This window comes from Rhizobacter fulvus, from assembly GCF_964020785.1.
Map to the genome: position 1 here is coordinate 2976675 of NZ_OZ224516.1, position 20675 is coordinate 2997349.

Genomic DNA, 20675 nt, shown 5'->3' on the forward strand with positions numbered 1-20675 from the left:
GGTGCGCGCGGATTCGATCACCGCGTTCTCGTCGACGCCGAGTCGCACCCGTTGACCGGGCTCGACCACGTGGTCGCCGAGGTCGCCGTCGCGCGTCAGCCAGACGCGCCCTTCGACCACGGCCAGTTCGCCGCCCAGGCGTCCGAGGTGCAAGGCCTCTCCGGAAGCGAGGCGTCGAAGGGTCCGGTTCGATTGCGCATTCATCATCAATCTCCTGTGTTCGGTATGGCTATGATCGTCTTCTGCCATCGAACAATCCAATGAAACCTGCGGCGTCGATTGATGCGGATTTGATATGAGCGGCTCGACCCGTCGACCCTTGTCGCTGGGCAACTTGCGGGCGTTCGAGGCGGTCGCGCGCCGGCTCAGCTTCAGCGACGCCGCCGAGGAACTGTTCGTCACCCAGTCCGCCATCAGCCGCCAGATCAAGGGGCTGGAGGAGGAACTGGGCGCGGCTTTGTTCGTGCGCGGCACCCGCCATGTCGAGATGACGCAAAGCGGCCAGATGCTGATGCGCGCGGTGGAGGCGGGCCTGCCGAAGATCGACGCCAGCGTGCGGCAGATCCGCGCCGCGCGCAGCCGCAAGCGCGTCAGCGTGACGACCTTCGCGTCGTTCGGATCGCTGTGGCTGCTGCCGCGGATCGAGGCGTTTCAGCGCGAGCACCCGGACATCGACATCCGCGTGTCGGCGGCCGACGCAATCGCCGACCTCGACGACCCCGAGCTCGATCTGGCGCTGCGCTACTGCAGCCCCGCCCAGGCGCCGGCCGGCGCGGTGCGGATGTTCGGCGAGGTGCTGACACCGGTCGTCAGCCGGTCGCTGTCCGAGCAGATCCGGCTCGGCGCGGCACCGCCGCTGTCGAAGCCCGGCGACCTGACCCAGCACACACTGGCCGAGGAGGACGACACCAAGACCAGCACGGAATACCTCAGCTGGCGCCGCTGGCTGACGCTGCAGGGCCACCCGGGGCTGCAGCCCAAGCGCTGGCTGTACCTGAACTTCACCTACCAGCAGGTCCAGGCGGCGCTGGCCGGCCACGGCGTGGCCCTGGCGCGGGTCGCACTGGTGTTCGAGGCGTTGCAGCGCGGCGAACTGGTCGAACCGTTCGGGCGGGCCGGGCGCATGGACAGCCCCTACCTCTATTGGCTGGTGGTCGCCCCGGCGAGCCGCGCGCGGCCCGAGGTGGCGCAGTTCTGCGACTGGGTGCTTGCGCAGGCAGCCGACACGCGCAGGGCGGTCGGCGAAGCCTAGACCACGCCGCGTTCGGTGACGATCAGCGTCAGTGGCAGGTCGTGCGCCAGCGGCTGCAGGCTCGCCTCGTCGATCTCGGCCGCCGACCAGGCGACGCCGACGGCCGTGACGCCCGGGTGCGCGGCCAGCCAGCGGTCGAAGTAGCCGCCGCCGTAGCCGAGCCGGTAGCCCGAGGCGGTGAAGCCGACGCAGGGCACCAGCACCACGTCGGGCACGACCGGCGCACCGTCGCTGGTCGGAATGCGGCGTTCGTCGACGATCGTGGGCGGCCGGCCGCCCCAGGCGCGGTAATGCATCTGCACCGGGTCGCGCTGCGCGAATGGCAGCGCCATCCGCAACTTTGCGAGTGTGGAGTCGCCAGCAACGGCCGCCACTGCGTTAAATTCGGCGCGATGCGGCCAGTAAAGCCCCAACATGTCCGGCTCCAGTGCCGATAACACGGTCACCAGATGGCGCGCGAGCTCCGCATCGGCACCCGCCTCGGGCGAGCCGCCTTCGAATTGTTCGCGCTGTCGGAGCAGTTGCTGGCGCAGGGCCTGCCGCCCCGTTGGCATGGCTGAACTCAAGATGATCCCGTGATGACGCCGAACCGACTTTCCAAATCAGTATATGGGCCCACCCGCTGGCGCGGGGCGCTCCTGGGCGCGCTCGCGCTGGTGACGCTGCTGGCCGCCGCGCCGGTCGTGCGCGCCCAGTCCGGCGACCCGACGCTGCTCGACGCCCGCGAAGCCTTCCGCAAGAAGGACCGTACGCGCCTGGCCGCGCTGCGCAGCGTCGCGGTCGCGAACCGGCTGCCGCTGGCGATGTGGGTCGACTACTGGGAGCTGACCAACCGCATCGGCGAGGTCCAGCAGGCCGAGGTCAACGAGTTCAGCGCGCGCTGGCCGGGCACCTACGTGGAAGACCGGTTCCGCAACGACTGGCTGCTGGAGCTGGGCAAGCGGCGCGATTGGGCCAACTTCGCTGCCGAGTACCCACGCTTCCGCATGAACGACGACCGCGAGGTCAGCTGCTATGCGCTGCTGCTCGACCAGCGCGACGGCAAGGATGTCCGCGACGCCGCGCTCGCCGCCTGGCTCGCCCAGCGCGACGCCGACGACGGTTGTAGCCTGCTCGCCGCCACGCTGACCGACGCGAAGCAGTTCACCGCCGCCGATGCGTGGCGCAAGGCGCGCTTCGCGATCGATGTCGGACGTCCCCGCGCGGCGCGGCAGGCGGTGGCGCTGGTCGGCATCGCGCCGGCGAGCGCCGTCGCTGAACTTTCCGACAACCCCGCGCGCTACCTGGCGAAACATGCGTCCGCGTCGAGCCGCACCGGCGCCGAGTTGACGACGCTCGCGCTGATGCGCATGGCGTCGAGCGATGCCGACGCCGCGGCCACCCAGCTGAACGACCGCTGGGACCGCGCGCTCCCGGCCGACCTGACGGCCTGGGCCTGGGCGTCGGTGGGCAAGCAGGCTGCGATGAAGCTGCAGCCGGAAGCCGCCGACTATTACCAACGCGCGGCGCAGCGCGCCGCGAAGGCCGGCCGAGAGCTCGACTGGCCCGACGACACGCTCGCCTGGAAGGTGCGTGCCGCGCTGCGCGCCGACAACGGCAAGGCGCGCTGGCAGCAGGTCAGCCAGGCCGTCAACGCGATGACGCCGAGCGAGCAGCGCGAGCCGGCCTGGGTGTATTGGAAGGCGCGCGCGCTCAATGCGATCGCGCTGGACTCCCAAGAAGGCGACTCGATGCGCAGCCTGGCGCGCGAGCAGCTCGGCAGCATCGCGGCGCAGCTGAACTTCTATGCCGCACTCGCGGCCGAGAACCTCGGCCAGCCGGTCTGGCTGCCGGCGCGGCCGCAGCCGCTGACGCCCGCCGAGCGCGAGGCCGCCGCGCGCCATCCCGGCCTGGTGCGGGCGCTGCTGCTGATCGACACGGGCCTGCGCAGCGAAGGCGTGCGCGAGTGGAACTACTCGATCCGCGGCATGAGCGACCGAGAGCTGCTCGCCGCCGCGCAGCTCGCCTGCGACCGCGAGGTCTGGGACCGTTGCATCAACACCAGCGAGCGCACCAAGTCCGAGATCGACATGGAGCAGCGCTTCCCGATGCCGTTCCGCAAGGAGGTGGTCGCGAAGGCGGGCGAGATCGGCCTCGACCCGGCATATGTCTACGGGCTGATCCGCCAGGAGTCGCGCTTCATCATGGATGCGCGCTCGACGGTCGGCGCCTCGGGCCTGATGCAGCTGATGCCCGCGACCGCGCGCTGGACCGCGAAGAAGATCGGCCTGACCTACACCCACGACCTGATCACCGACCGCGACACCAACCTGCGCCTGGGCACCAACTACCTGAAGCTCGTGCTCGACGACATGGGCGGCTCGCAGGCGCTGGCCGCCGCGGCCTACAACGCCGGCCCCGGCCGGCCGCGCCGGTGGCGCGACGGGCCACCGCTCGAGCCGGCGATCTGGGCCGAGAACGTGCCGTTCGCCGAGACGCGGGACTATGTCAAGAAGGTGCTCAGCAACGCCACCTACTACGCCGCGCAGCTCGGCGCGCAGGCGCCGTCGCTGAAGCAGCGGCTCGGCCGCCCGATCGCGCCGGCCGCGGCCGGCAACCCGCTGGACAAGGAATTGCCCTGAGTCGCGGTTGACGGCGACCGCGCACGCATCAATCCGATGCGAAAGCCTCAACCCGCGCGGCGGTCGCGTTGGCTAGCATGCAGGCCTTCACATCCGCGAGGACCGGCATGCAGCTCTACATCGGCAACAAGAATTATTCGTCGTGGTCGATGCGCCCCTGGGTGCTGATGACCCAGGCCGGCATCCCGTTCGACGAGGTCAAGCTGCGTTTCGACGCCTTCACGCCGGACTCTCAGTTCAAGACCGCGGTGCAGCGCCTGAATCCGGCGGGGCGGGTGCCGGTGCTGGTCGACGACGGGCTGGTGGTCTGGGACACGCTGGCGATCGCCGAGTACCTCGCCGAGCGCTTTCCGGACAAGCGCCTTTGGCCTGCGGACCGGCGTGCCCGTGCCCGCGCCCGCAGCGTCTGCGCCGAGATGCATTCGGGCTTCGGCGCGCTGCGCAACCACTTCGGCATGAACATCGAGGCGCAGCTGCCGGAGGTCGGCGAGCGGGTGCTGCGGGAGGAGCCGGCGGTGCGTGCGGATGTCGATCGCATCGTCGCGATGTGGACCGAGCTGCTCGCACAGCATGGCGGGCCGATGCTGTTCGGCGCGTTCGGCATCGCCGACGCGTTCTATGCGCCGGTCGTGATGCGGCTTCGCACCTATGGCGTGCCGCTGCCGGCCACGATCTCGGCCTACGTCGAGCGGGTGGTGGCGTTGCCGGGCGTTGCCGCCTGGATCGCCGACGCGCTGGCCGAGCACGATTTCCTGCCGTTCGAGGAGGCGTACCGCTCGCAGGCCTGAACCGGCCGGCCCAAAAAAGAAGGCGGGCCGAAGCCCGCCTGCCGTGCGGCCCATGCGGGCCTCTTCAGACGCCGATCAGGCGTTCTTGCGGCGACGTGCGACGAACGCCATCGCGCCCAGGCCGGCCAGCATCAGTGCGTAGGTTTCGGGTTCCGGCACCGGAGCGGCGACGGCCATCTCGAAGGCGATCTGGCCGGTCGTGATGGTGAAGTTGTTCATGCCCGTCTCGTTGGTCACCGTGACCCACTGGGTGTTGCTGTTCGAGCTGTTGGCGGTGGCGCCGAGCAGGAGGGAGCCGGTGAAATCGACGCCGTCGATCGAGATCATGTTGCTCGCGTCCGGCGAACCCCACAGGAAGCTGAACGAAGTCGCACCGCCGAGATCGATTGTGGCCGAGCCGCCCGTGGCGACCTCGAGGTAGGTCCCGAAGCTGCCCAGCGGCTGCAGGTACAGGTTCGGCACGCTGCCGGTGACTTCCATCGCCAGTGCCGGCGTGGCGGTCGTGAAGATCGGCGCGGCATAGTCGCCGTCGACGGGGGCCGAGAAGCTGAACGACTGCGCGTTGGCGCCAACCGTCGCGACGAGGGCAGCGACAGTAAACAAAGATTTGAGGAAATTCATGGGTTCACCTGATTGAATGTTTGGGAGGCCGTGCATACCGGGTTGAAGCTGTACCGCACAGTTGCGTTTATAAACAGGCGATTCAGAATTCGGTCCCCCACACGTGAGGGGTTTATCTGATTCAAGATGTAACGAAGATGCAGGGGTTTGGGCGAGTCACATGCAAGCATTCGTGGTCGGAGGGGCAGTACGGGACGAATTGCTGCAGCGCCCCGTGACGGACCGTGATTGGGTGGTGGTCGGATCGACGCCACAGGCGATGCGATCGGCCGGTTTCATCGCCGTCGGCGCCGACTTCCCCGTCTTCCTGCACCCGCAGACCCGAGAGGAATACGCCCTCGCGCGCACCGAGCGCAAGACGGCGCCGGGTTACAAAGGCTTTCAATTCCACGCATCGCCCGACGTGACGCTGGAGCAGGACTTGTCCCGCCGCGATCTGACCATCAACGCGATGGCGCGCGCCGCCGATGGCCGGCTGATCGATCCGTGGGGCGGGCAGCGCGATTTGCAGGCCCGGCTGCTGCGCCACGTGTCGAGCGCATTCGCGGAAGACCCGGTGCGCATCCTGCGGCTCGCGCGCTTCGCGGCCCGTTTCCCGGAGTTCAGCGTCGCGCCGGAGACGATGGTGCTCGCGGCCTCGATGGTCGCGGCGGGCGAGGTCGATGCACTGGTGCCGGAGCGCATCTGGCAGGAGCTCTCGCGCGGCCTGATGGAGGCGCGGCCGTCGCGAATGTTCGAGGTGCTGCGCGCCTGCGGCGCGCTCCGGTGCCTGTTGCCCGAGGTCGACCGGCTCTGGGGGGTGCCGCAGCCCGCCGATCCTCACCCCGAGGTCGACACCGGCGTGCACCTGATGATGGTGCTGGACATGGCCGCGCGGCTCGATGCAAGCCTGCCGGTGCGCTTCGCCTGCCTCGGCCACGATCTCGGCAAGGGCACGACGCCGCCGGACGTGCTGCCGCGTCACCTCGGCCATGAGCAGCGCAGTGTGACGCTGGTGCGCGGGGTCTGCGAGCGGCTGCGCGTGCCGGTCGCCTGCCGCGAACTCGCCGAAGTGGTCGCGCGCGAGCACGGCAACGTGCACCGCAGCGGCGAGTTCAACGCCGCCGCGGTGATGCGGCTGCTCGAACGTTGCGACGCCATCCGCCGGCCCGATCGTTTCGAACAGCTGCTGCTCGCCTGCGAGTGCGATGCACGCGGCCGCCTCGGGCTCGAAGACAGCGCCTATCCGCAGCGCCCGCGGCTCGCGCGCGCGCTGCGGCTGGCACTCGCGGTGGACGCCACGGCGGTCGCAACGCAGGCAGCCGCACGCGGAATGAAGGGCCCGGCGATCGGCGAGGCCATCCAGCACGCGCGCTCGGATGCCGTGGCCGTCGGACTGGACGCGCCGCACTGACGCCCGCACTGGCGGCCGGTGGCGCGGGCAGGTCTCCTACACCTCGCGGCGGGGTCGTCCGGTCGGCCGAGCGCAATACGCGCCCTACGCTGGCTGCACCTCAACTCGAATCCGACCGGAGACACATCATGGGCAAGTACTTTCTCGGCTGGCTGCTCGGCGTTCCCCTCTTTGTTCTGGTGATCGCGTATTTCTTCTTCCACTGAACCGACCCGAGGGACCAGGACGCGCTGGTGACAGCGCGGCGGTCGGGCGGTGCTCACAATCGATGACGACAATCATCGAAGGAGACACCCATGACCGACCTGTTTTCCCTCAAGGGGCGCATCGCGCTCGTCACCGGCGGCTCGCGCGGCATCGGCCGCATGATCGCCGCCGGCTTCCTCGCCCAGGGCGCGAAGGTCTACATCTCGTCGCGCAAGGCCGCCGATTGCGATGCGACCGCCAAGGCGTTGTCGGCGCAGGGCGAATGCATCTCGCTGCCGGCCGACGTGTCGACGATGGAAGGCATCCAGGGCCTGGTCGCCGCCTACGGTGAACACGAGTCGACGCTCGACATCCTCGTCAACAACGCCGGTGCGGCTTGGGGCGAGACCTTCGACACCTTCCCCGAGAAGGGCTGGGACAAGGTCGTCGACCTGAACCTCAAGTCGCCGTTTTTCCTGACCCAGGCGCTGATCGCGCCGCTGCGGGCCGCCGCCAAGAAGCAGCCCGCGAAGGTCATCAACATCGCGTCGATCGACGGCATCTCCGTCAACCCGCAGGAGACGTACTCGTACGCCGCCAGCAAGGCCGGGCTGATCCAGCTGACGCGGCGAATGGCGCTGCGCCTGGCGGAGGACAACATCGTCGTCAGCGCGATCGCGCCGGGCGCCTTCGCCTCCGAGATGAACCGCGTCGCCCGGGACCACGCCGAGGAAACCGCCAAGCGCATCCCCGCCAAACGCATCGGCCGCGACGAGGACATGGCGGGCGGCGCTATTTACCTGGCCTCGCGCGCCGGCGACTACGTGATGGGCTCGACGCTCGTGATCGACGGCGGTGTGACCCACGCGCGGGGCTGATTCACCCTGTTCGAGCCTGGACGAAAACTTGTATTTCGTCCAGGCATGAACTACCCTGCCGGGTATGAACGCCGTTCTTCAGCCGTCTGCCCCGCCGATCGATCTCACGGCGGCCGCCGCCGCGCAGGCCGCGCTGCGGACCTTCTGGCGCATCAGCGCGGCCTGGCAGCTCGATGCGACCGAGCAGGCCACGCTGCTCGGCGTCGGCCGCAGCACGCTGTATCAGTGGAAGCAGGGCAAGGTCGGCCACGGGCTCGACCGCCATGTGCTTGAGCGGCTGTCCTATCTGTTCGGCATCTACGCGGCGTTGCAGATCCTGCTGCCGGCGGCCGAGCAGGCCGACCGCTGGGTCCGCCAGCCCAACACGGCGCCGCTGTTCGGTGGCCACTCGGCGCTCGAGCGCATGCTGGGCGGGCAGGTGGCCGATCTCTATGTCGTGCGCCACTACCTCGACGCGCAGCGCGGCGGCAAAGCCTGAATGTCGGTGTCGCTCGAGACCATTCCGGTCAGCGCGACCGAATGGCGGCCGAGCTATCGGCTGATCCCGTCGCGTTACCCGACCGTCGGCCTGTACGACCGCGTCGCCGACCCGGCCGACCTCGATGTCGTGTTCGCGATCGAGGCACTGACCAACCCGCGCATCCGTGACGAGATCGGCCAGTTGCAGCTGGTGCCGCCGGCGGAGCGCGTGACCGGCGTCGGCAGCACGATGGTGATGGCGGCCTTCACGCACCTGAACCCGGAGGGCTCGCGCTTTTCGGACGGCAGCTACGGCGTCTATTACGCGGCCCACGCACTCGAGACGGCCGTCGCGGAGGTCAGCCACCACCGGGCACTGTTCCTGTCGCGCACCGCGGAGCCGGCGATCGATGTCGACTTGCGGCTCATCACCGCGACCGTCGCAGCTGATCTGCACGACCTGCGTGCGCTCGGTCCGCAGGGCGCGACGCTGCTCGACCCGAACGACTATGGCGCGCCGCAGGCGCTGGGGCGCGAGCTGCGCGAGGCGGGCAGCGCGGGCGTGCTGTTCCCCAGCGTCCGTCACGAGGGCGGCCTTTGCGTTGGCATCTTCCGACCCAAGGCGCTGCGCCAGGCGCGTTCCAGTGCCCACATCGCGTTGCACTGGGATGGCCGGCGCATCACCCACTGGTACGAAAAGCGCGGCCCGCACGCGCTGCCTTGACGCTCAATCGGGCCGCGGCACCTCCATCGTCAGCAGCACCTGTGCGTAGGCCTTGGCCAGGTTGTCGGTGTGCAGCGAGGCCATGCCGCCGCCGCCGAGCACGTCGTGCAGCACGAAGTTGATCGCATGCAGGCCCGGCAGGTCGAAGCGCTCGACGCCGCTCGGCGCGCGATGCGCAAAATGCGCGGCCACGCGCTCCGGCGTCAGCCAGGCGGACAGCGCGGCCAGATGTTCCGGTCGGCGCGCGACGATGCCGATGTTGGCCTTGTTGCCCTTGTCGCCGGAGCGGCCGTGCGCGAGCTCGATGAGCGGGACCAGCGGCGCGTCGGCCCGCTGCGGCGCGCTGGCGTGCTGCAGCGCCGGCGGCAGCGCCGCCTCGTCGAAGCCGCCGTCGGTCGGGATCGCCACCGGCTCGCTCGTGCCGTCGATGTCGACGCTCACCGCCAGCGCGCGCTTGTCGAGCAGGAACGAGAACAGCCGCACGACCGGCGTCGGCGTCGGGCGGCCGCCGACCAGGCCCAGCGTGCCCGGCGCCATCGACGTGGCCGCGGGCGCGAACTCCCGTGCGAACAGTTCGAGGCTGTCGCGCGACGCCGCCTTCGCGCCCATCTTCAACACGACCTCGCGCGCACCTTGCCGGGCCTGCGCACCGAACATCTCCTCGCCGCCCAGCACCTCGACCCGCGTCTCGGTGAACGGCGGCAGCCCGTGTGCCGCGAGCATGCGCTGCATGCGCACGAGCAGCGCGTCGCCGGTGCGCTGCGCCTTGCGCACCGCGTCGACCCCGGCGATCGTCAGGAACCCGGTGTTGCGGTAGCCGTCGGCGAAGGTCGCGCTGACCTTGTAGCGCGCGGTCGGCGCGCGGCCGGTCGCGCCGCTCACGCGCACGCGGTCCGCGCCGTCGGGTGTCATGCGCACCTGAGTGAAATCGCAGGCCACGTCCGGCACCAGGTAGGCGCGCGGGTCGCCGATCTCGTAGAGCAACTGCTCGCTGACGGTCGCCGGCGTCACGAGCCCGCCGGTGCCCGGTGACTTGGTGATCACGAAGCTGCCGTCGGCATGCGCCTCGACGACCGGGAAGCCGATGTTCTCCCAGTCGGGCACCTGCTCCCAGTCGGTGAACAGGCCGCCGGTGCACTGCGCGCCGCACTCGATCAGGTGGCCGGCCAGCGTGCCCTGCGCGAGCCGGTCGTACGCATCCGCGGCCCAGCCGAACTCGTGCATCAGCACACCCAGCGTCACCGCGGAATCGACACAGCGCCCGGTGATCACCACGTCGCAACCGGCGTCGAGGGCGCGCGCGATCGGCAGCGCGCCGAGGTAGGCGTTGATGCTCGCAACGCGCTGCGGGAACGGCTCGCCGCTGAACATCTCGGTGATGCCGGCGCTGCGGAACTCGCCGGCCTGCGCGACGAGGTCATCGCCGAGCACGACGCCGACCTTGAGCGTGATGCCCATCTCGGCCGCGAGCTTCAGCAGTGCGTCGCGACACGCGAGCGGGTTCACGCCACCTGCGTTCGCGACCACGCGGATGCGCTGCGCCTGCAGTCGCGGCAGCGCCTCGCGCATCATGATCTGGACGAAGTCCACCGCGTAGCCGGCGGTCGGGTCCTTCGCGCGCTGCGCCGCGAGGATGGACATCGTCACCTCGGCCAGGTAATCGAACACCAGGTAGTCGACCGCGCCGCCGGCCAGCAGTTGCGGCACTGCCAGCGCGGTGTCGCCCCAGAAGCCCGAGGCGCCGCCGATGCGGACGGTGGATCGACGGGGCGCGGGCGTCGGGTGGATCGTCATGCGAGTCATTGTGCGTGCCCGACCGAGGCTGTCGCTCAGGGTAATCGGCAGCGCGCACGCAGGTCATCGGCGCGCCACATAATGCTCCGGCACCCCCCACCGCAGGAGACGGACCGATGGCGACACTGAACGTGAACGGCAGCAACCGAGACTTCCAGGCCGAGGCGGACACGCCGCTGCTGTGGGTGCTGCGGGAACAGCTCGGACTGACCGGCACCAAGTACGGTTGCGGCATCGCGCAGTGCGGTGCCTGCACCGTGCACATCGACGGTGTGCCGACGCGTTCGTGCGTGCGGCCGGCGTCGACGGTCAGTGCCACCGAGAAGATCGTGACGATCGAAGGCCTGTCGAAGAACGCGTCGCACCCGGTCCAGAAGGCCTGGGCCGCGCTCGACGTGCCGCAGTGCGGCTTCTGCCAGGCCGGCATGATCATGGCCGCCGCCGCGCTGCTGAAGGAGAAGCCCAAGCCCACCGACGCCGACATCGACGCCGCGATGACCAACATCTGCCGCTGCGGCACCTACAACCGGGTGCGCGCCGCGATCAAGCAGGCGGCGGCCTCGGCCTGAACGGGAGCCTGCGATGAAGACCATCACCACCGCTTCCGCCGCTGGCGCGCGTTTGAACCGGCGCCATTTCATCGGCGCCTCGACTGCCGCGGCCGGCAGCCTCGTCGTCGGCTTCCACGTGCCGTTCGCGAACACCGCGCAGGCGCAGGCACCGCTGGCCGTGCCGCCCGAGGTCAACGCCTGGGTCGTCATCAAGCCGGACGAGACCGTCGTGATCCGCGTCGCCCGGTCCGAGATGGGGCAGGGCACGCTGACGGGCCTGGCGCAACTCGTGGCCGAGGAACTCGACTGCGACTGGGCCCGCGTCACCACCGAGTACCCGACCCCCGGTCAGAACCTCGCGCGCGGCCGCGTCTGGGGCAACTTCTCGACCGGCGGCAGCCGCGGCGTGCGCGAGTCGAACGACTACGTGCGCAAGGGCGGCGCCATCGCGCGGCTGATGCTGGTCCAGGCCGCGGCCGACGGATGGAAGGTGCCGGTGGCCGAGTGCGTGGCCGCCGCCGGGGTGATCACCCACAAGCCCAGCGGCCGCACCACCACCTACGGCAAGGTCGCGCCCGCGGCCAGCCGCCTCACGCCACCGACCGAGGTCGCGCTGAAGGACCCGAAGGACTGGAAGATCGCCGGCAAGCCGGTCAAGCGCCTGGACACCGCCGCGAAGCTCGACGGCTCGCAGGTCTTCGGCATGGACCTGAAGCTGCCCGGCATGCTGAATGCCGCGATCAAGGACTGCCCGGTGTTCGGCGGCAAGGTCAAGCGATTCGACGCCGCAGCGATCGCGGGCCGGCCTGGCGTGAAGAAGGTCGTCGCGGTCGGCGACAGCGCCGTCGCGGTGATCGCCGACACCTGGTGGCGTGCGAAGAGCGCGCTGGACGCGCTGCCGATCGAATGGGACGAAGGCCCGAACGCCAAGGTCTCGAGCGCCACCATCGCGGCGTTCCTGAAGGAGGGCCTGGACGCGCCGCAGGCGATCGTGGGCAACTCGGTCGGTGACGCGAAGGCCGCAATCGCCGCCGCGCCGCGCAAGCTCGAAGCGGTTTATTCGTACCCCTACCAGAACCACGCGCCGATGGAGGTGATGAACGCGACCGTGCGCTACACGCCCGAGCGCTGCGAGGTCTGGTGCCCGACCCAGAACGGCGAGGCCGCGCTCGCCGCCACTGCCGAGGCTGCCGGCCTGCCGCCCGCGAAGTGCGAGGTCTACAAGCTCAACCTCGGCGGCGGCTTCGGTCGTCGCGGCGCGCACGACTGGCTGACCCAGGCGGTGCTGATCGCCAAGCAGCTGCCAGGCACGCCGATCAAGATGATCTGGTCGCGCGAGGAGGACATGCAGCACGGCAAGTACCACCCGATCACGCAGTGCAGGATGACCGCGGGGCTCGATGCGCAGGGCAACGTGACGGGGCTGCACATGCGCATCTCCGGCCAGTCGATCGTCGCCGGGCTGATGCCGCAGAACCTGCAGAACGGGCGCGACCCGGTCGTCTTCCAGGGCCTGAACGCGGGCGGGGCGGAGGGCGCGTTCGGCTACAAGCTGCCTGCGCTGCTGGTCGACCACGCGATGCGCAACCCGCACGTGCCGCCGGGCTTCTGGCGCGGCGTGAACCTGAACCACAACGCGATCTATGTCGAGAGCTTCATCGACGAGATCGCGTTCGCGACCGGGCAGGACCCGCTCGCACTGCGCCGCAAGCTGCTCGCCGACTCGCCCAAGCACCTGGCGGTGCTGAACGCGGTCGCGCAGCGCGCGGGCTGGGGCACGCCGGCGCCGGACGTCGGCGGGCGCAAGGTCCATCGCGGCCTGGCGCAGATCATGGGCTTCGGCAGCTACGTTGCGGCCTGCGCCGAGGTGTCGGTCGGCGACGACGGTTCGCTGAAGGTGCACCGGATCGTCGCGGCCACCGACCCGGGCAACGCGGTCAACCCGCAGCAGATCGAGGCGCAGGTCGAAGGCTCGTTCGCGTACGGGCTGTCGGCCGCGCTGTACGGCGAATGCACCGTCAAGGACGGGCGGATCGAACAGAGCAACTTCAGCGATTACCCGGTGATGCACATGGAGGACATGCCGAAGGTCGAGGCGATCCTGATGCCCTCGGGCGGCTTCTGGGGCGGCGTCGGCGAGCCGACGATCGCGGTCGCTGCGCCGGCGGTGCTGAACGCGATCTTCGCCGCCACCGGCCGACGCATCCGCGAGCTGCCGCTGAAGAGCCAGAGCCTGAAGAGGGCGTGATGCGCGCCGGCGTCGCCGCCACGCTGCTGTGCCTGGGCGTCGCCGCGCACGACGCGCGCGCGGCCGAGGACGCGATCGAGCGCCCGCTGACCGACGTGCCGGGCGACGCCGCGCGTGGCCGCGCGATCGTCGTCAACCGCCAGGTCGGCCTGTGCCTGCTGTGCCACGCCGGGCCGTTCCCCGAGGAGCGCTTTCAGGGCAACCTCGCGCCCGACCTCACCGGCGCCGGCGCGCGCTGGAGCGAGGGCCAGCTGCGGCTGCGCATCGTCGACAGCCGACGCCTGAATCCGCAGTCGATGATGCCGGCGTACCAGCGCACCGAAGGGCTGACCCGCGTCGGCGCCGCATGGCAGGGCAAGCCGGTGCTGGCGCCGCAGCAGGTCGAAGACGTGGTGGCGTTCCTTCGTACGCTGCAATGAGGCGCGACACCGTGTCGGACCGAGGCGGCTGGACGCGGCGTGCGCTGCTCGGCGCGGCGGTCGGCGTGGTCGGGTCGATCGCGTGGCGCAGCGCGGCGGCGTCGCCGGAGGAGCTGGCCGCCGCCATCCGCGCTTTCGCGGGCGGCGCGCCGCTGCGGACCGGGCGGGTGTTGCTCGACATCGCGCCGCTGGTCGAGAACGGCAACGTCGTGCCGATCAGCGTGAAGGTCGACAGCCCGATGACGGAGGCCGACCACGTCACGGCGATCGCGGTGTTCAACGAGCGCAACCCCCAGCGCGATGTCGCGGTGTTCCACCTCGGCCCGCGCGCGGGCCGCGCCGCGGTGGCGACCCGCATCCGGCTCGCGACCTCGCAGCAGCTGGTGGCGGTGGCCAGGATGAACGACGGGTCGTGCTTCATGCACACCGTCGACGTGATCGTCACGCTCGCCGCGTGCGTCGAATCCTGAAGCGAGCGGCCATGGCCCGTGTCCTGATCACCATGCCGAAGACCGCGAAGCGCGGCGAGCTCATCGAGATCCGCACGTTGATCGCGCACCCGATGGAGACCGGCTACCGGCCCGGCGAGGACGGCGCGATCCAGCCGCGCAACCTGATCCGGCGCCTGAGCTGCCGCTACGTCGACGGGCGGGAGGAGGTCGAAGTCTTCAGCGCCGAGCTGTTTCCCGCGGTCGCCGCGAACCCGTTCATCTCCTTCTTCACGGTCGCCACCGGGAGCGGCACGCTGCGCTTCCAGTGGGATGGCGACAACGGCTTCGCGCAGACCGAGAGCGTGACGCTGACGGTGACATGAGGGTTCGCGCGCTCGCGATGATGCTGCTCGCGTCGGCCGCGACAGCCGCCACCGACCCGCGCCGCTCCGGCTATGACGACATGACGCCGCAGCTGCAGGCGATGCAGCGCGACGACGCGGCCAACCCGGCAATGCTCGGAGTCGCCGACGGGGCCGCATCGTGGGAGCGCGTGCCGGCGGCCGGCCTGCCCAGCTGCGCCGCCTGCCACGGGGACGCGAGCACGGCGATGCGCGGCGTCGCGGCCCGCTACCCGGCGTTCGATGCCGCGGCGCGGCGACCGGTCACGCTGGCACAGCGCATCAACGCCTGCCGCGTCGAGCACCAGCAAGCCGCGCCGCTCGCGGCTGAAAGCGACGCGCTGCTCGGGCTCGAGGCGTTCGTCGCGATGCAGTCGCGTGGCCTGCCGATCGCGCCCCCGGCCGACCCGCGGCTGCAGCCCTATCGTGCGCGTGGCGAGGCGCTGTTCCGCCAGCGTCTGGGCCAGTTCGATTTCTCGTGCGCGCAGTGCCATGACGACCACGCCGGCCAGCGCCTCGGCGGCGCGACGATCCCGCAGGCACATCCGACCGGCTACCCGATCTACCGGCTCGAATGGCAGGGTCTCGGGTCGCTGCAGCGGCGGCTTCGCAGCTGCATGACCGGCGTGCGCGCCGAGCCGTTCGCCGCCGGCGCGCCGGAGTGGGTCGAGCTCGAGCTGTACCTCACGCAGCGCGCGGCCGGCATGACGGTGGAGACACCTGCCGTCCGACCTTGAACGTGCGGGCCGCGGGAAATCCCTGACGGACGAATTCCATCTGTTGACTACATTGCTTGTATGCAAGCTTGTCGTCAAAGAGCTTGTCCGACCCCTCGCAGGAGAAGCTCATGCCTCGTTTCCTTCGTTCCCTGTTCGGTCAGGTCGTCCTGGCGCTGCTGATCGGCGTGCTGGTCGGGCTGCTCGCACCCGACTTCGCCACGAAACTCAAGCCGCTGGGCGACAGCTTCATCAAGCTCATCAAGATGATCATCCCGGTGCTCGTGTTCTGCGTGGTCGTGCACGGCATCGCCGGCGCGGGCGACCTGAAGCGCGTGGGCCGGGTCGGCGTCAAGGCGCTGATCTATTTCGAGGTGGTGACGACGATCGCCCTCGCGCTCGGCCTGCTGCTGGCCTTCGTGTTCCAGCCCGGCGCGGGCATGAACGTCGACCCGAAGGCGCTCGACGCGAAGGCGATGAGCGCCTATGTCGACAACGCCTCCAAGCTTACCGGCGGCGGCACGGTCGAGTTCCTCCAGAAGCTGATCCCGACGACCGTCGTCGATGCGTTCGCGAAAGGCGACGTGCTGCAGGTGCTGCTCTTCGCGATCCTGTTCGGCTGCGCGCTGGCGCTGATCGGCCCGCGCGGCAAGGCGGTCGCCGGCTTCGTCGACGACCTGTCGCACGTGCTGTTCAAGATCATGGGGCTGATCATCAAGCTCGCGCCGCTGGGCGTGCTCGGCGCGATCGCGTTCACGGTCGGCAAGTACGGCATCGGCTCGCTGAAGCAACTCGGCATGCTGGTCGCGCTGTACTACGTCGCGGTGATCCTGTTCGTGTTCGTGGTGCTCGGCGCGATCATGCGGTTCTCGGGCTTCTCGATCGTCAAGCTGCTGAAGTACCTGCGCGAGGAACTGGCGATCGTGTTCGCCACCACGTCGAGCGACAGCGTGCTGCCGCAGATCATGGCCAAGCTGCGCCGCATGGGCATCCGCGATTCGACCGTCGGCCTCGTGATCCCGACCGGCTACTCGTTCAACCTCGACGCATTCTCGATCTACATCACGCTGGCCGCCGTCTTCATCGCGCAGGCGACGAACACGCCGATCTCGATGACCGACCTGCTCACCATCCTGGCGATCTCGCTCGTCACCTCCAAGGGCGCGCACGGCGTGCCGGGTTCGGCGATCGTCGTTCTGGCGGCCACGTTGCAGGCGATCCCCGCGATCCCGGCGATCGGCCTGGTGCTGGTGCTGTCGGTGGACTGGTTCATGGGCATCGCGCGGGCGCTGGGCAACCTGATCGGCAACTGCGTCGCGACCGTCGCGGTGGCGGCGTGGGAAGGCGACATCGACCGCGAGCGTGCGCACGCCGTGCTGGACGGTCGGCCGGTGCCGGCGGACGAGACCGACGAGGACATCGCGCCCGTCGCCCTGCCGGTCGCCGCGCACTGACGCCCTGTTAGTCTCGCCGCCCATGGCCACGCAAACCGAAATCGCCCAGCGCGTCGTCGAGTCGATCCTCGCGCAGAAGCTCAAGCCCGGCGAGCGCCTGGGCGAGCAGGAACTGGCCGACATGTTCGGCGTCAGCCGCACGCTGGTGCGCGAGGCGCTGATGCAGCTGCAGGCGCGCGGCTTCCTCGAGGTGCGCTCGCGCAAGGGCTGGTACGTCGTCGAGCCGTCGATCGAGCAGGCGCGCGATGCCTTCGCGGCACGGCGCGCGGTCGAGACCGGCATGCTGCGCGAATCGGCGCTCGTGCGCGACGCCGGCAAGCCGCTGCAGAGCGTGATCAGGCGCCTGCGCGATCACCTGAAGGAGGAGCAGGCGGCAATCGATTCCGGCGACATCGCCGCCCGCACCTTCATGCTGGCCGACTTTCATGTCTGCCTGGCCGACTGCCTCGGCCACCGCGTGCTGTGCAACATGCTGCGCGACCTGACCGCGCGCACCACGCTGGTCGCGTCGCTGTTCCAGAGTTCGCACGACGCGCAGGAGTCCTGTGCCGACCACGGCCGCATCGTCGCCGCGCTGGCGCGTGGCGATGCCGACGGCGCGTCCGCGATGATGTTGACGCACATCGGCGGCGTCGAGGACGCGCTGGGGCAGTCGCTGGCTGCCGTCGATCCGGTCGAGCGGCTGCGCGAATCGCTGGCACCGCTGGCTCGCCGGTCCTAGGCCAGTCGTACTAGGTTTCGAACCGTTCTAGCTTTCGGCGACTAGGGGTCGTCGCGGATGATTCCGTCCATCGAATCATTCACCCCCGGAGAGAGAACATGTCCACGCAAACCTTCAGCACCGTTGCCCACACCGTCGTCGGCCAGTACAGCCAGGTCGGCAAGATCATCGTCGGCGCCTACCGCACCGGCGCGCAACGCCTGGTCAGCGGCGCGAACGCGCGCTATGTCGAGTTCCTGAACACCCGTGCGCTGCCGCTGGTCAGCGAAGAGGTCAAGGCCAGCCTGATCGACGTGCAGCAGCAGATCGCCGGCGTCGTCGTCGGTGGCATCGCCACCGGTTCGGACCGTGCCGAGCAGGCGATCGACCTGGTCGCCGACGGCGTCAACGGCAGCATCAAGCGTGCGGTCGCGACCGTCGACCGCGTCGAGACCGCGTTCGACACCAAGGCGATCACCACCGTCGGCCAGCTGACGATGCCGGTCGCGCAGGTCTCGCTCGAGATCGCCAACCGCGCCGTCGAAGGCACGAAGCGCCTGTCGGCCCGCGTGGTCGGCGCCGAGGACGAGGTCGAGCAGGTCGTCAAGACGGTCAAGCGCGTCGCCAAGAAGGCCACCCGCCGCGTCGCCAAGGCCCGCGCGTAAGAGGCACCAGGCGCGAACCGAGCGCCATCGGTGAAAGCGAGGCCTTCGCGCGAGCGAAGGCCTTTGTTCCATCTGCGATCATGTCGTTGAACGAAGGACGCCCCATGGTCACCCCGCCCAAACGCCGCGCGCCGCGCGCGCGGCCCGAGTCCGCCGCGGCGGAGCCGGTCGCCGCTGCCGACGCCGAGACCGGCAAGGACAACCCGCTGCGCGCCGGATTGAAGGCGCTGGGCAAGGTCCGCGACGACGTCGTGCAGCATCAGAGCCGGGTGTTCGAGGCGATCCTCGGTCTCGACGCGGGTGCCGGCTGGTCGGGCCTGGTCAAGCGCGAGGGCGGCGCCGCGAAGGTCGCGCAGGACGCCCTCGGCCTGCGCAAGTTCGAGGCCGTGTTCGACCAGCGCGTGGTGCATGCGCTGGAGCGCATGGGCATGCCGTCGATCGAGGCGCTGCAGGCGCTGGGCGACGAACTCGCGGCCCAGCGTGCCGAGCTCACGGCGCTGCGCGCCGAGGTGGCGGCGCTGAAGAAGCCGGCGCCGGCCGCGAAACCGAAGGCGACCCCGCGCAAGCGCTGATCCTGCATGACGGCGCCCGCCACCCGTACCCGCGACCGCATTCTCGAAGCCAGCCTCGCGCTGTTCAACGGCGACGGGCTGGCCGGCGTCTCGACCCATCGCATCGCCGCCGAACTGGGCATTAGCCCGGGCAACCTGCACTACCACTTCAAGGCCAAGCAACTGATCGTCGCCGGCCTGTTCCGCCGCTTCGAGGAACGGCTCGCCTCGTGCATGGACGCCGCCGCGGACGTCGATGCGATCGACGACCTGTGGCTGTCGCTGCACCTCGTCTTCGAGGTCATCAACGACTACCGCTTCGTCTACCGCGACGTCGACTACCTGCTCAACGAATACCCCGAGCTCGAGACCCGGGCGCGCGCGCTGACCGCCCACAACCTGCTGGCCGCGAAGAGCCTGTGCACCGGCCTCAAGCAGGCCGGCACGATCGAGGCCAGCGACGAGGAGGTCGAGATGCTCGCGCTGCAGATCGTGTTCTCGACCACCTGCTGGTTCAGCTTCAAGCGGCTGACCCCGCGGCGCACCACCCAGCCGCACGCCGAGCCGGCGCTGGCCGCGTACTACACGCTGACGCTGCTGTCGCCCTACGTGGTGGGCGAGGCGCGCGATTACCTGAATTACCTGCGGTCCAAGTACCTGCGATAGTTTTCCCCACAACGACAAAGCACGGAGACCACCATGCCCACTGCCCACACCGCCCACCCGTCGCACATCCAGCCGCCGTCGCGCCTGCTGCAATTCCTCGAACTGCGCGCCGGCTGGGAACTGGCCGTCGGCGTGGCCGCGCTGCCCTGGCTGCGCCTGGCGCCGCGCGGCGACGGCCACCCGGTGCTGGTGCTGCCGGGGCTGGTCGCAAGCGATGCGTCGACCAAGTTGCTGCGCGACTTCCTGGGCCGGCGCGGCTACGAGGTGCATGGCTGGGGCCTCGGCCGCAACTACGGCCCGCGTCCGGGCGTCGAGGACGCGATGCTCGCGAAGATCGACCAATTGCATGCCCGCAGCGGCCGCACCGTGAGCCTGGTCGGCCAGAGCCTGGGCGGCGCGTACGCGCGCCTGCTCGCGTCGCAGCGGCCGGATGCGGTGCGCAGCGTCATCACCTTGGGCAGCCCGGTCACCGGCCATCCGCGCTCGAGCAATGCATGGCGGGTTTACGAGTTCACCAGCGGCAAGAGCTCGGTCGACCCGCAGCGCTGGCAGCAGATCACCAGCCGGCCGCGCGTGCCGACCACGTCGATCTACAGCCGCACGGACGGCGTGGTCGCATGGCAGAGCAGCCTCGAGCCGGCCAGCGAGAACACCGAGAGCATCGAGGTCGTCAGCAGCCACATGGGCATGGCGGTGCATCCGGCGGTGCTGTTCGCGGTCGCCGAGCGCCTGGCGCAGCGCGAGGGCGACTGGAAGCCGTTCGAGCGCAAGGGCTGGCGCGCGTCGGTGTTCCCGCCCGCCGCGACGACCCGCTGAGCTGCGTCTTTTGACATCCCGGGCCGCGCACGGCCCGAGTAGAGTTCCATCCCCTTCAAAAGACGAGGCGCCTGCTGGCGCCGGGACTGGACCATGGTGGAACCGCTCGACGACTCGACCTGGGTCGCACGCTGCATCGCGCGCATGGTGGAACTCGACCCGGCGCTCGACCCGGAACTGGCCCGGCCGGTGGTCGAGGACATGTGTTCACGCTTGCGCTGGCGCAGCATGGGCCCCGAGGCGGCGGCGCAGGCCGTGTTCGACCTCGACATGCGGCGGTCCTGACCGCCGATCCGTCGGTGTAGGCGCCGGCCGACGTGAGAATGCTCGGTCCGCCGAGT

The 20675-nt window shown here is 69.9% G+C and carries 23 protein-coding genes and 1 pseudogene; 20 read left to right on the forward strand and 4 right to left on the reverse strand.

What is annotated here, in order from left to right:
- Window positions 1-18: 18 nt before the first annotated feature.
- Window positions 19-414: pseudogene (locus ACWH49_RS14220) on the reverse strand (DUF2917 domain-containing protein); the annotation flags it as partial.
- Here ACWH49_RS14220 and ACWH49_RS14225 point away from each other — a divergent pair.
- Complete coding sequence (locus ACWH49_RS14225) at window positions 296-1252, forward strand: LysR substrate-binding domain-containing protein (RefSeq protein WP_448172042.1); 957 nt, start codon at window positions 296-298, stop codon at window positions 1250-1252. The pseudogene ACWH49_RS14220 and the gene ACWH49_RS14225 sit on opposite strands and share 119 nt — an antisense overlap.
- On the opposite strand, the gene ACWH49_RS14230 is transcribed toward ACWH49_RS14225, so the two are convergent.
- Window positions 1249-1806 carry a 5-formyltetrahydrofolate cyclo-ligase gene (locus tag ACWH49_RS14230; RefSeq protein ID WP_448172043.1) on the reverse strand — a complete coding sequence of 186 codons (558 nt, stop codon included), beginning with the start codon at window positions 1804-1806 and terminating at the stop codon, window positions 1249-1251. The two genes, ACWH49_RS14225 and ACWH49_RS14230, sit on opposite strands and share 4 nt — an antisense overlap.
- A gap of 24 nt (window positions 1807-1830) precedes the next feature.
- On the opposite strand from ACWH49_RS14230, the gene ACWH49_RS14235 reads away from it, so the two are divergent.
- Both ACWH49_RS14235 and ACWH49_RS14240 read left to right on the forward strand, forming a co-directional pair.
- A complete protein-coding gene (locus tag ACWH49_RS14235) occupies window positions 1831-3873 on the forward strand; it encodes a transglycosylase SLT domain-containing protein (protein WP_448172044.1) in 2043 nt (680 codons plus the stop codon).
- Window positions 3874-3980: 107 nt separating this feature from the next.
- Window positions 3981-4661 carry a glutathione S-transferase family protein gene (locus tag ACWH49_RS14240; RefSeq protein WP_448172045.1) on the forward strand — a complete coding sequence of 227 codons (681 nt, stop codon included), beginning with the start codon at window positions 3981-3983 and terminating at the stop codon, window positions 4659-4661.
- 75 nt (window positions 4662-4736) lie between these two features.
- Here the strand turns inward: ACWH49_RS14240 and ACWH49_RS14245 are convergent, their stop codons facing one another.
- Window positions 4737-5282 carry a PEP-CTERM sorting domain-containing protein gene (locus ACWH49_RS14245; protein ID WP_235580295.1) on the reverse strand — a complete coding sequence of 182 codons (546 nt, stop codon included), beginning with the start codon at window positions 5280-5282 and terminating at the stop codon, window positions 4737-4739.
- Between the two features lie 160 nt (window positions 5283-5442).
- Here ACWH49_RS14245 and ACWH49_RS14250 point away from each other — a divergent pair, with 160 nt between their 5' ends.
- The 4 genes from ACWH49_RS14250 (at window position 5443) to ACWH49_RS14265 (ending at window position 8922) form a co-directional block, all read left to right on the forward strand.
- Window positions 5443-6675 (forward strand): multifunctional CCA addition/repair protein, encoded by a 1233-nt coding sequence (locus ACWH49_RS14250; protein ID WP_448172046.1) that lies wholly within the window; start codon window positions 5443-5445, stop codon window positions 6673-6675.
- A gap of 296 nt (window positions 6676-6971) precedes the next feature.
- Window positions 6972-7739: an SDR family oxidoreductase gene (locus ACWH49_RS14255; RefSeq protein ID WP_448172047.1), complete on the forward strand. Its 768-nt coding sequence runs from the start codon at window positions 6972-6974 to the stop codon at window positions 7737-7739.
- Between the two features lie 64 nt (window positions 7740-7803).
- Window positions 7804-8217, forward strand: a complete 414-nt coding sequence (locus ACWH49_RS14260) for an MbcA/ParS/Xre antitoxin family protein (RefSeq protein WP_448172048.1) — start codon at window positions 7804-7806, stop codon at window positions 8215-8217.
- Window positions 8218-8922, forward strand: coding sequence for an RES family NAD+ phosphorylase (locus tag ACWH49_RS14265; protein ID WP_448172049.1), 705 nt, complete (start codon window positions 8218-8220; stop codon window positions 8920-8922).
- A 3-nt stretch (window positions 8923-8925) separates the two neighbouring features.
- Here the strand turns inward: ACWH49_RS14265 and ACWH49_RS14270 are convergent, their stop codons facing one another.
- Window positions 8926-10716, reverse strand: coding sequence for an acyclic terpene utilization AtuA family protein (locus tag ACWH49_RS14270; protein WP_448172050.1), 1791 nt, complete (start codon window positions 10714-10716; stop codon window positions 8926-8928).
- 116 nt (window positions 10717-10832) lie between these two features.
- On the opposite strand from ACWH49_RS14270, the gene ACWH49_RS14275 reads away from it, so the two are divergent.
- The 13 genes from ACWH49_RS14275 to ACWH49_RS14335 all read left to right on the forward strand — a co-directional run bounded on the left by ACWH49_RS14275 (window position 10833) and on the right by ACWH49_RS14335 (window position 20619).
- Entirely contained in the window at window positions 10833-11285 is a 453-nt protein-coding gene (locus ACWH49_RS14275) for a (2Fe-2S)-binding protein (RefSeq protein ID WP_448172051.1), read from the forward strand.
- A 13-nt stretch (window positions 11286-11298) separates the two neighbouring features.
- Window positions 11299-13515, forward strand: a complete 2217-nt coding sequence (locus tag ACWH49_RS14280) for a molybdopterin cofactor-binding domain-containing protein (protein ID WP_448172052.1) — start codon at window positions 11299-11301, stop codon at window positions 13513-13515.
- Complete coding sequence (gene soxX / locus ACWH49_RS14285) at window positions 13515-13934, forward strand: sulfur oxidation c-type cytochrome SoxX (protein ID WP_448172053.1); 420 nt, start codon at window positions 13515-13517, stop codon at window positions 13932-13934. Before ACWH49_RS14280 ends, soxX begins: the two co-directional genes overlap by 1 nt.
- Before the next feature lie 11 nt (window positions 13935-13945).
- On the forward strand, window positions 13946-14404 hold the full coding sequence (locus ACWH49_RS14290; protein WP_448172054.1) for a SoxY-related AACIE arm protein: 459 nt from the start codon (window positions 13946-13948) through the stop codon (window positions 14402-14404).
- An 11-nt stretch (window positions 14405-14415) separates the two neighbouring features.
- A complete protein-coding gene (locus ACWH49_RS14295; protein WP_448172055.1) occupies window positions 14416-14748 on the forward strand; it encodes a thiosulfate oxidation carrier complex protein SoxZ in 333 nt (110 codons plus the stop codon).
- A complete protein-coding gene (soxA, locus tag ACWH49_RS14300) occupies window positions 14745-15503 on the forward strand; it encodes a sulfur oxidation c-type cytochrome SoxA (protein WP_448172056.1) in 759 nt (252 codons plus the stop codon). Before ACWH49_RS14295 ends, soxA begins: the two co-directional genes overlap by 4 nt.
- A 110-nt stretch (window positions 15504-15613) precedes the next feature.
- Window positions 15614-16936 (forward strand): C4-dicarboxylate transporter DctA, encoded by a 1323-nt coding sequence (locus tag ACWH49_RS14305; RefSeq protein WP_448172057.1) that lies wholly within the window; start codon window positions 15614-15616, stop codon window positions 16934-16936.
- Window positions 16937-16958: 22 nt separating this feature from the next.
- Window positions 16959-17657 (forward strand): GntR family transcriptional regulator, encoded by a 699-nt coding sequence (locus ACWH49_RS14310; protein ID WP_448172058.1) that lies wholly within the window; start codon window positions 16959-16961, stop codon window positions 17655-17657.
- 98 nt (window positions 17658-17755) lie between these two features.
- Window positions 17756-18301 (forward strand): hypothetical protein, encoded by a 546-nt coding sequence (locus ACWH49_RS14315; protein WP_056460954.1) that lies wholly within the window; start codon window positions 17756-17758, stop codon window positions 18299-18301.
- Window positions 18302-18405: 104 nt separating this feature from the next.
- On the forward strand, window positions 18406-18873 hold the full coding sequence (locus ACWH49_RS14320; RefSeq protein ID WP_448172059.1) for a phasin family protein: 468 nt from the start codon (window positions 18406-18408) through the stop codon (window positions 18871-18873).
- A gap of 6 nt (window positions 18874-18879) precedes the next feature.
- Window positions 18880-19518: a TetR/AcrR family transcriptional regulator gene (locus tag ACWH49_RS14325; protein WP_448172060.1), complete on the forward strand. Its 639-nt coding sequence runs from the start codon at window positions 18880-18882 to the stop codon at window positions 19516-19518.
- 33 nt (window positions 19519-19551) lie between these two features.
- Window positions 19552-20334, forward strand: a complete 783-nt coding sequence (locus tag ACWH49_RS14330; protein ID WP_448172061.1) for an esterase/lipase family protein — start codon at window positions 19552-19554, stop codon at window positions 20332-20334.
- A 93-nt stretch (window positions 20335-20427) separates the two neighbouring features.
- Window positions 20428-20619, forward strand: a complete 192-nt coding sequence (locus tag ACWH49_RS14335) for a hypothetical protein (RefSeq protein ID WP_056460967.1) — start codon at window positions 20428-20430, stop codon at window positions 20617-20619.
- Window positions 20620-20675: the final 56 nt, after the last annotated feature.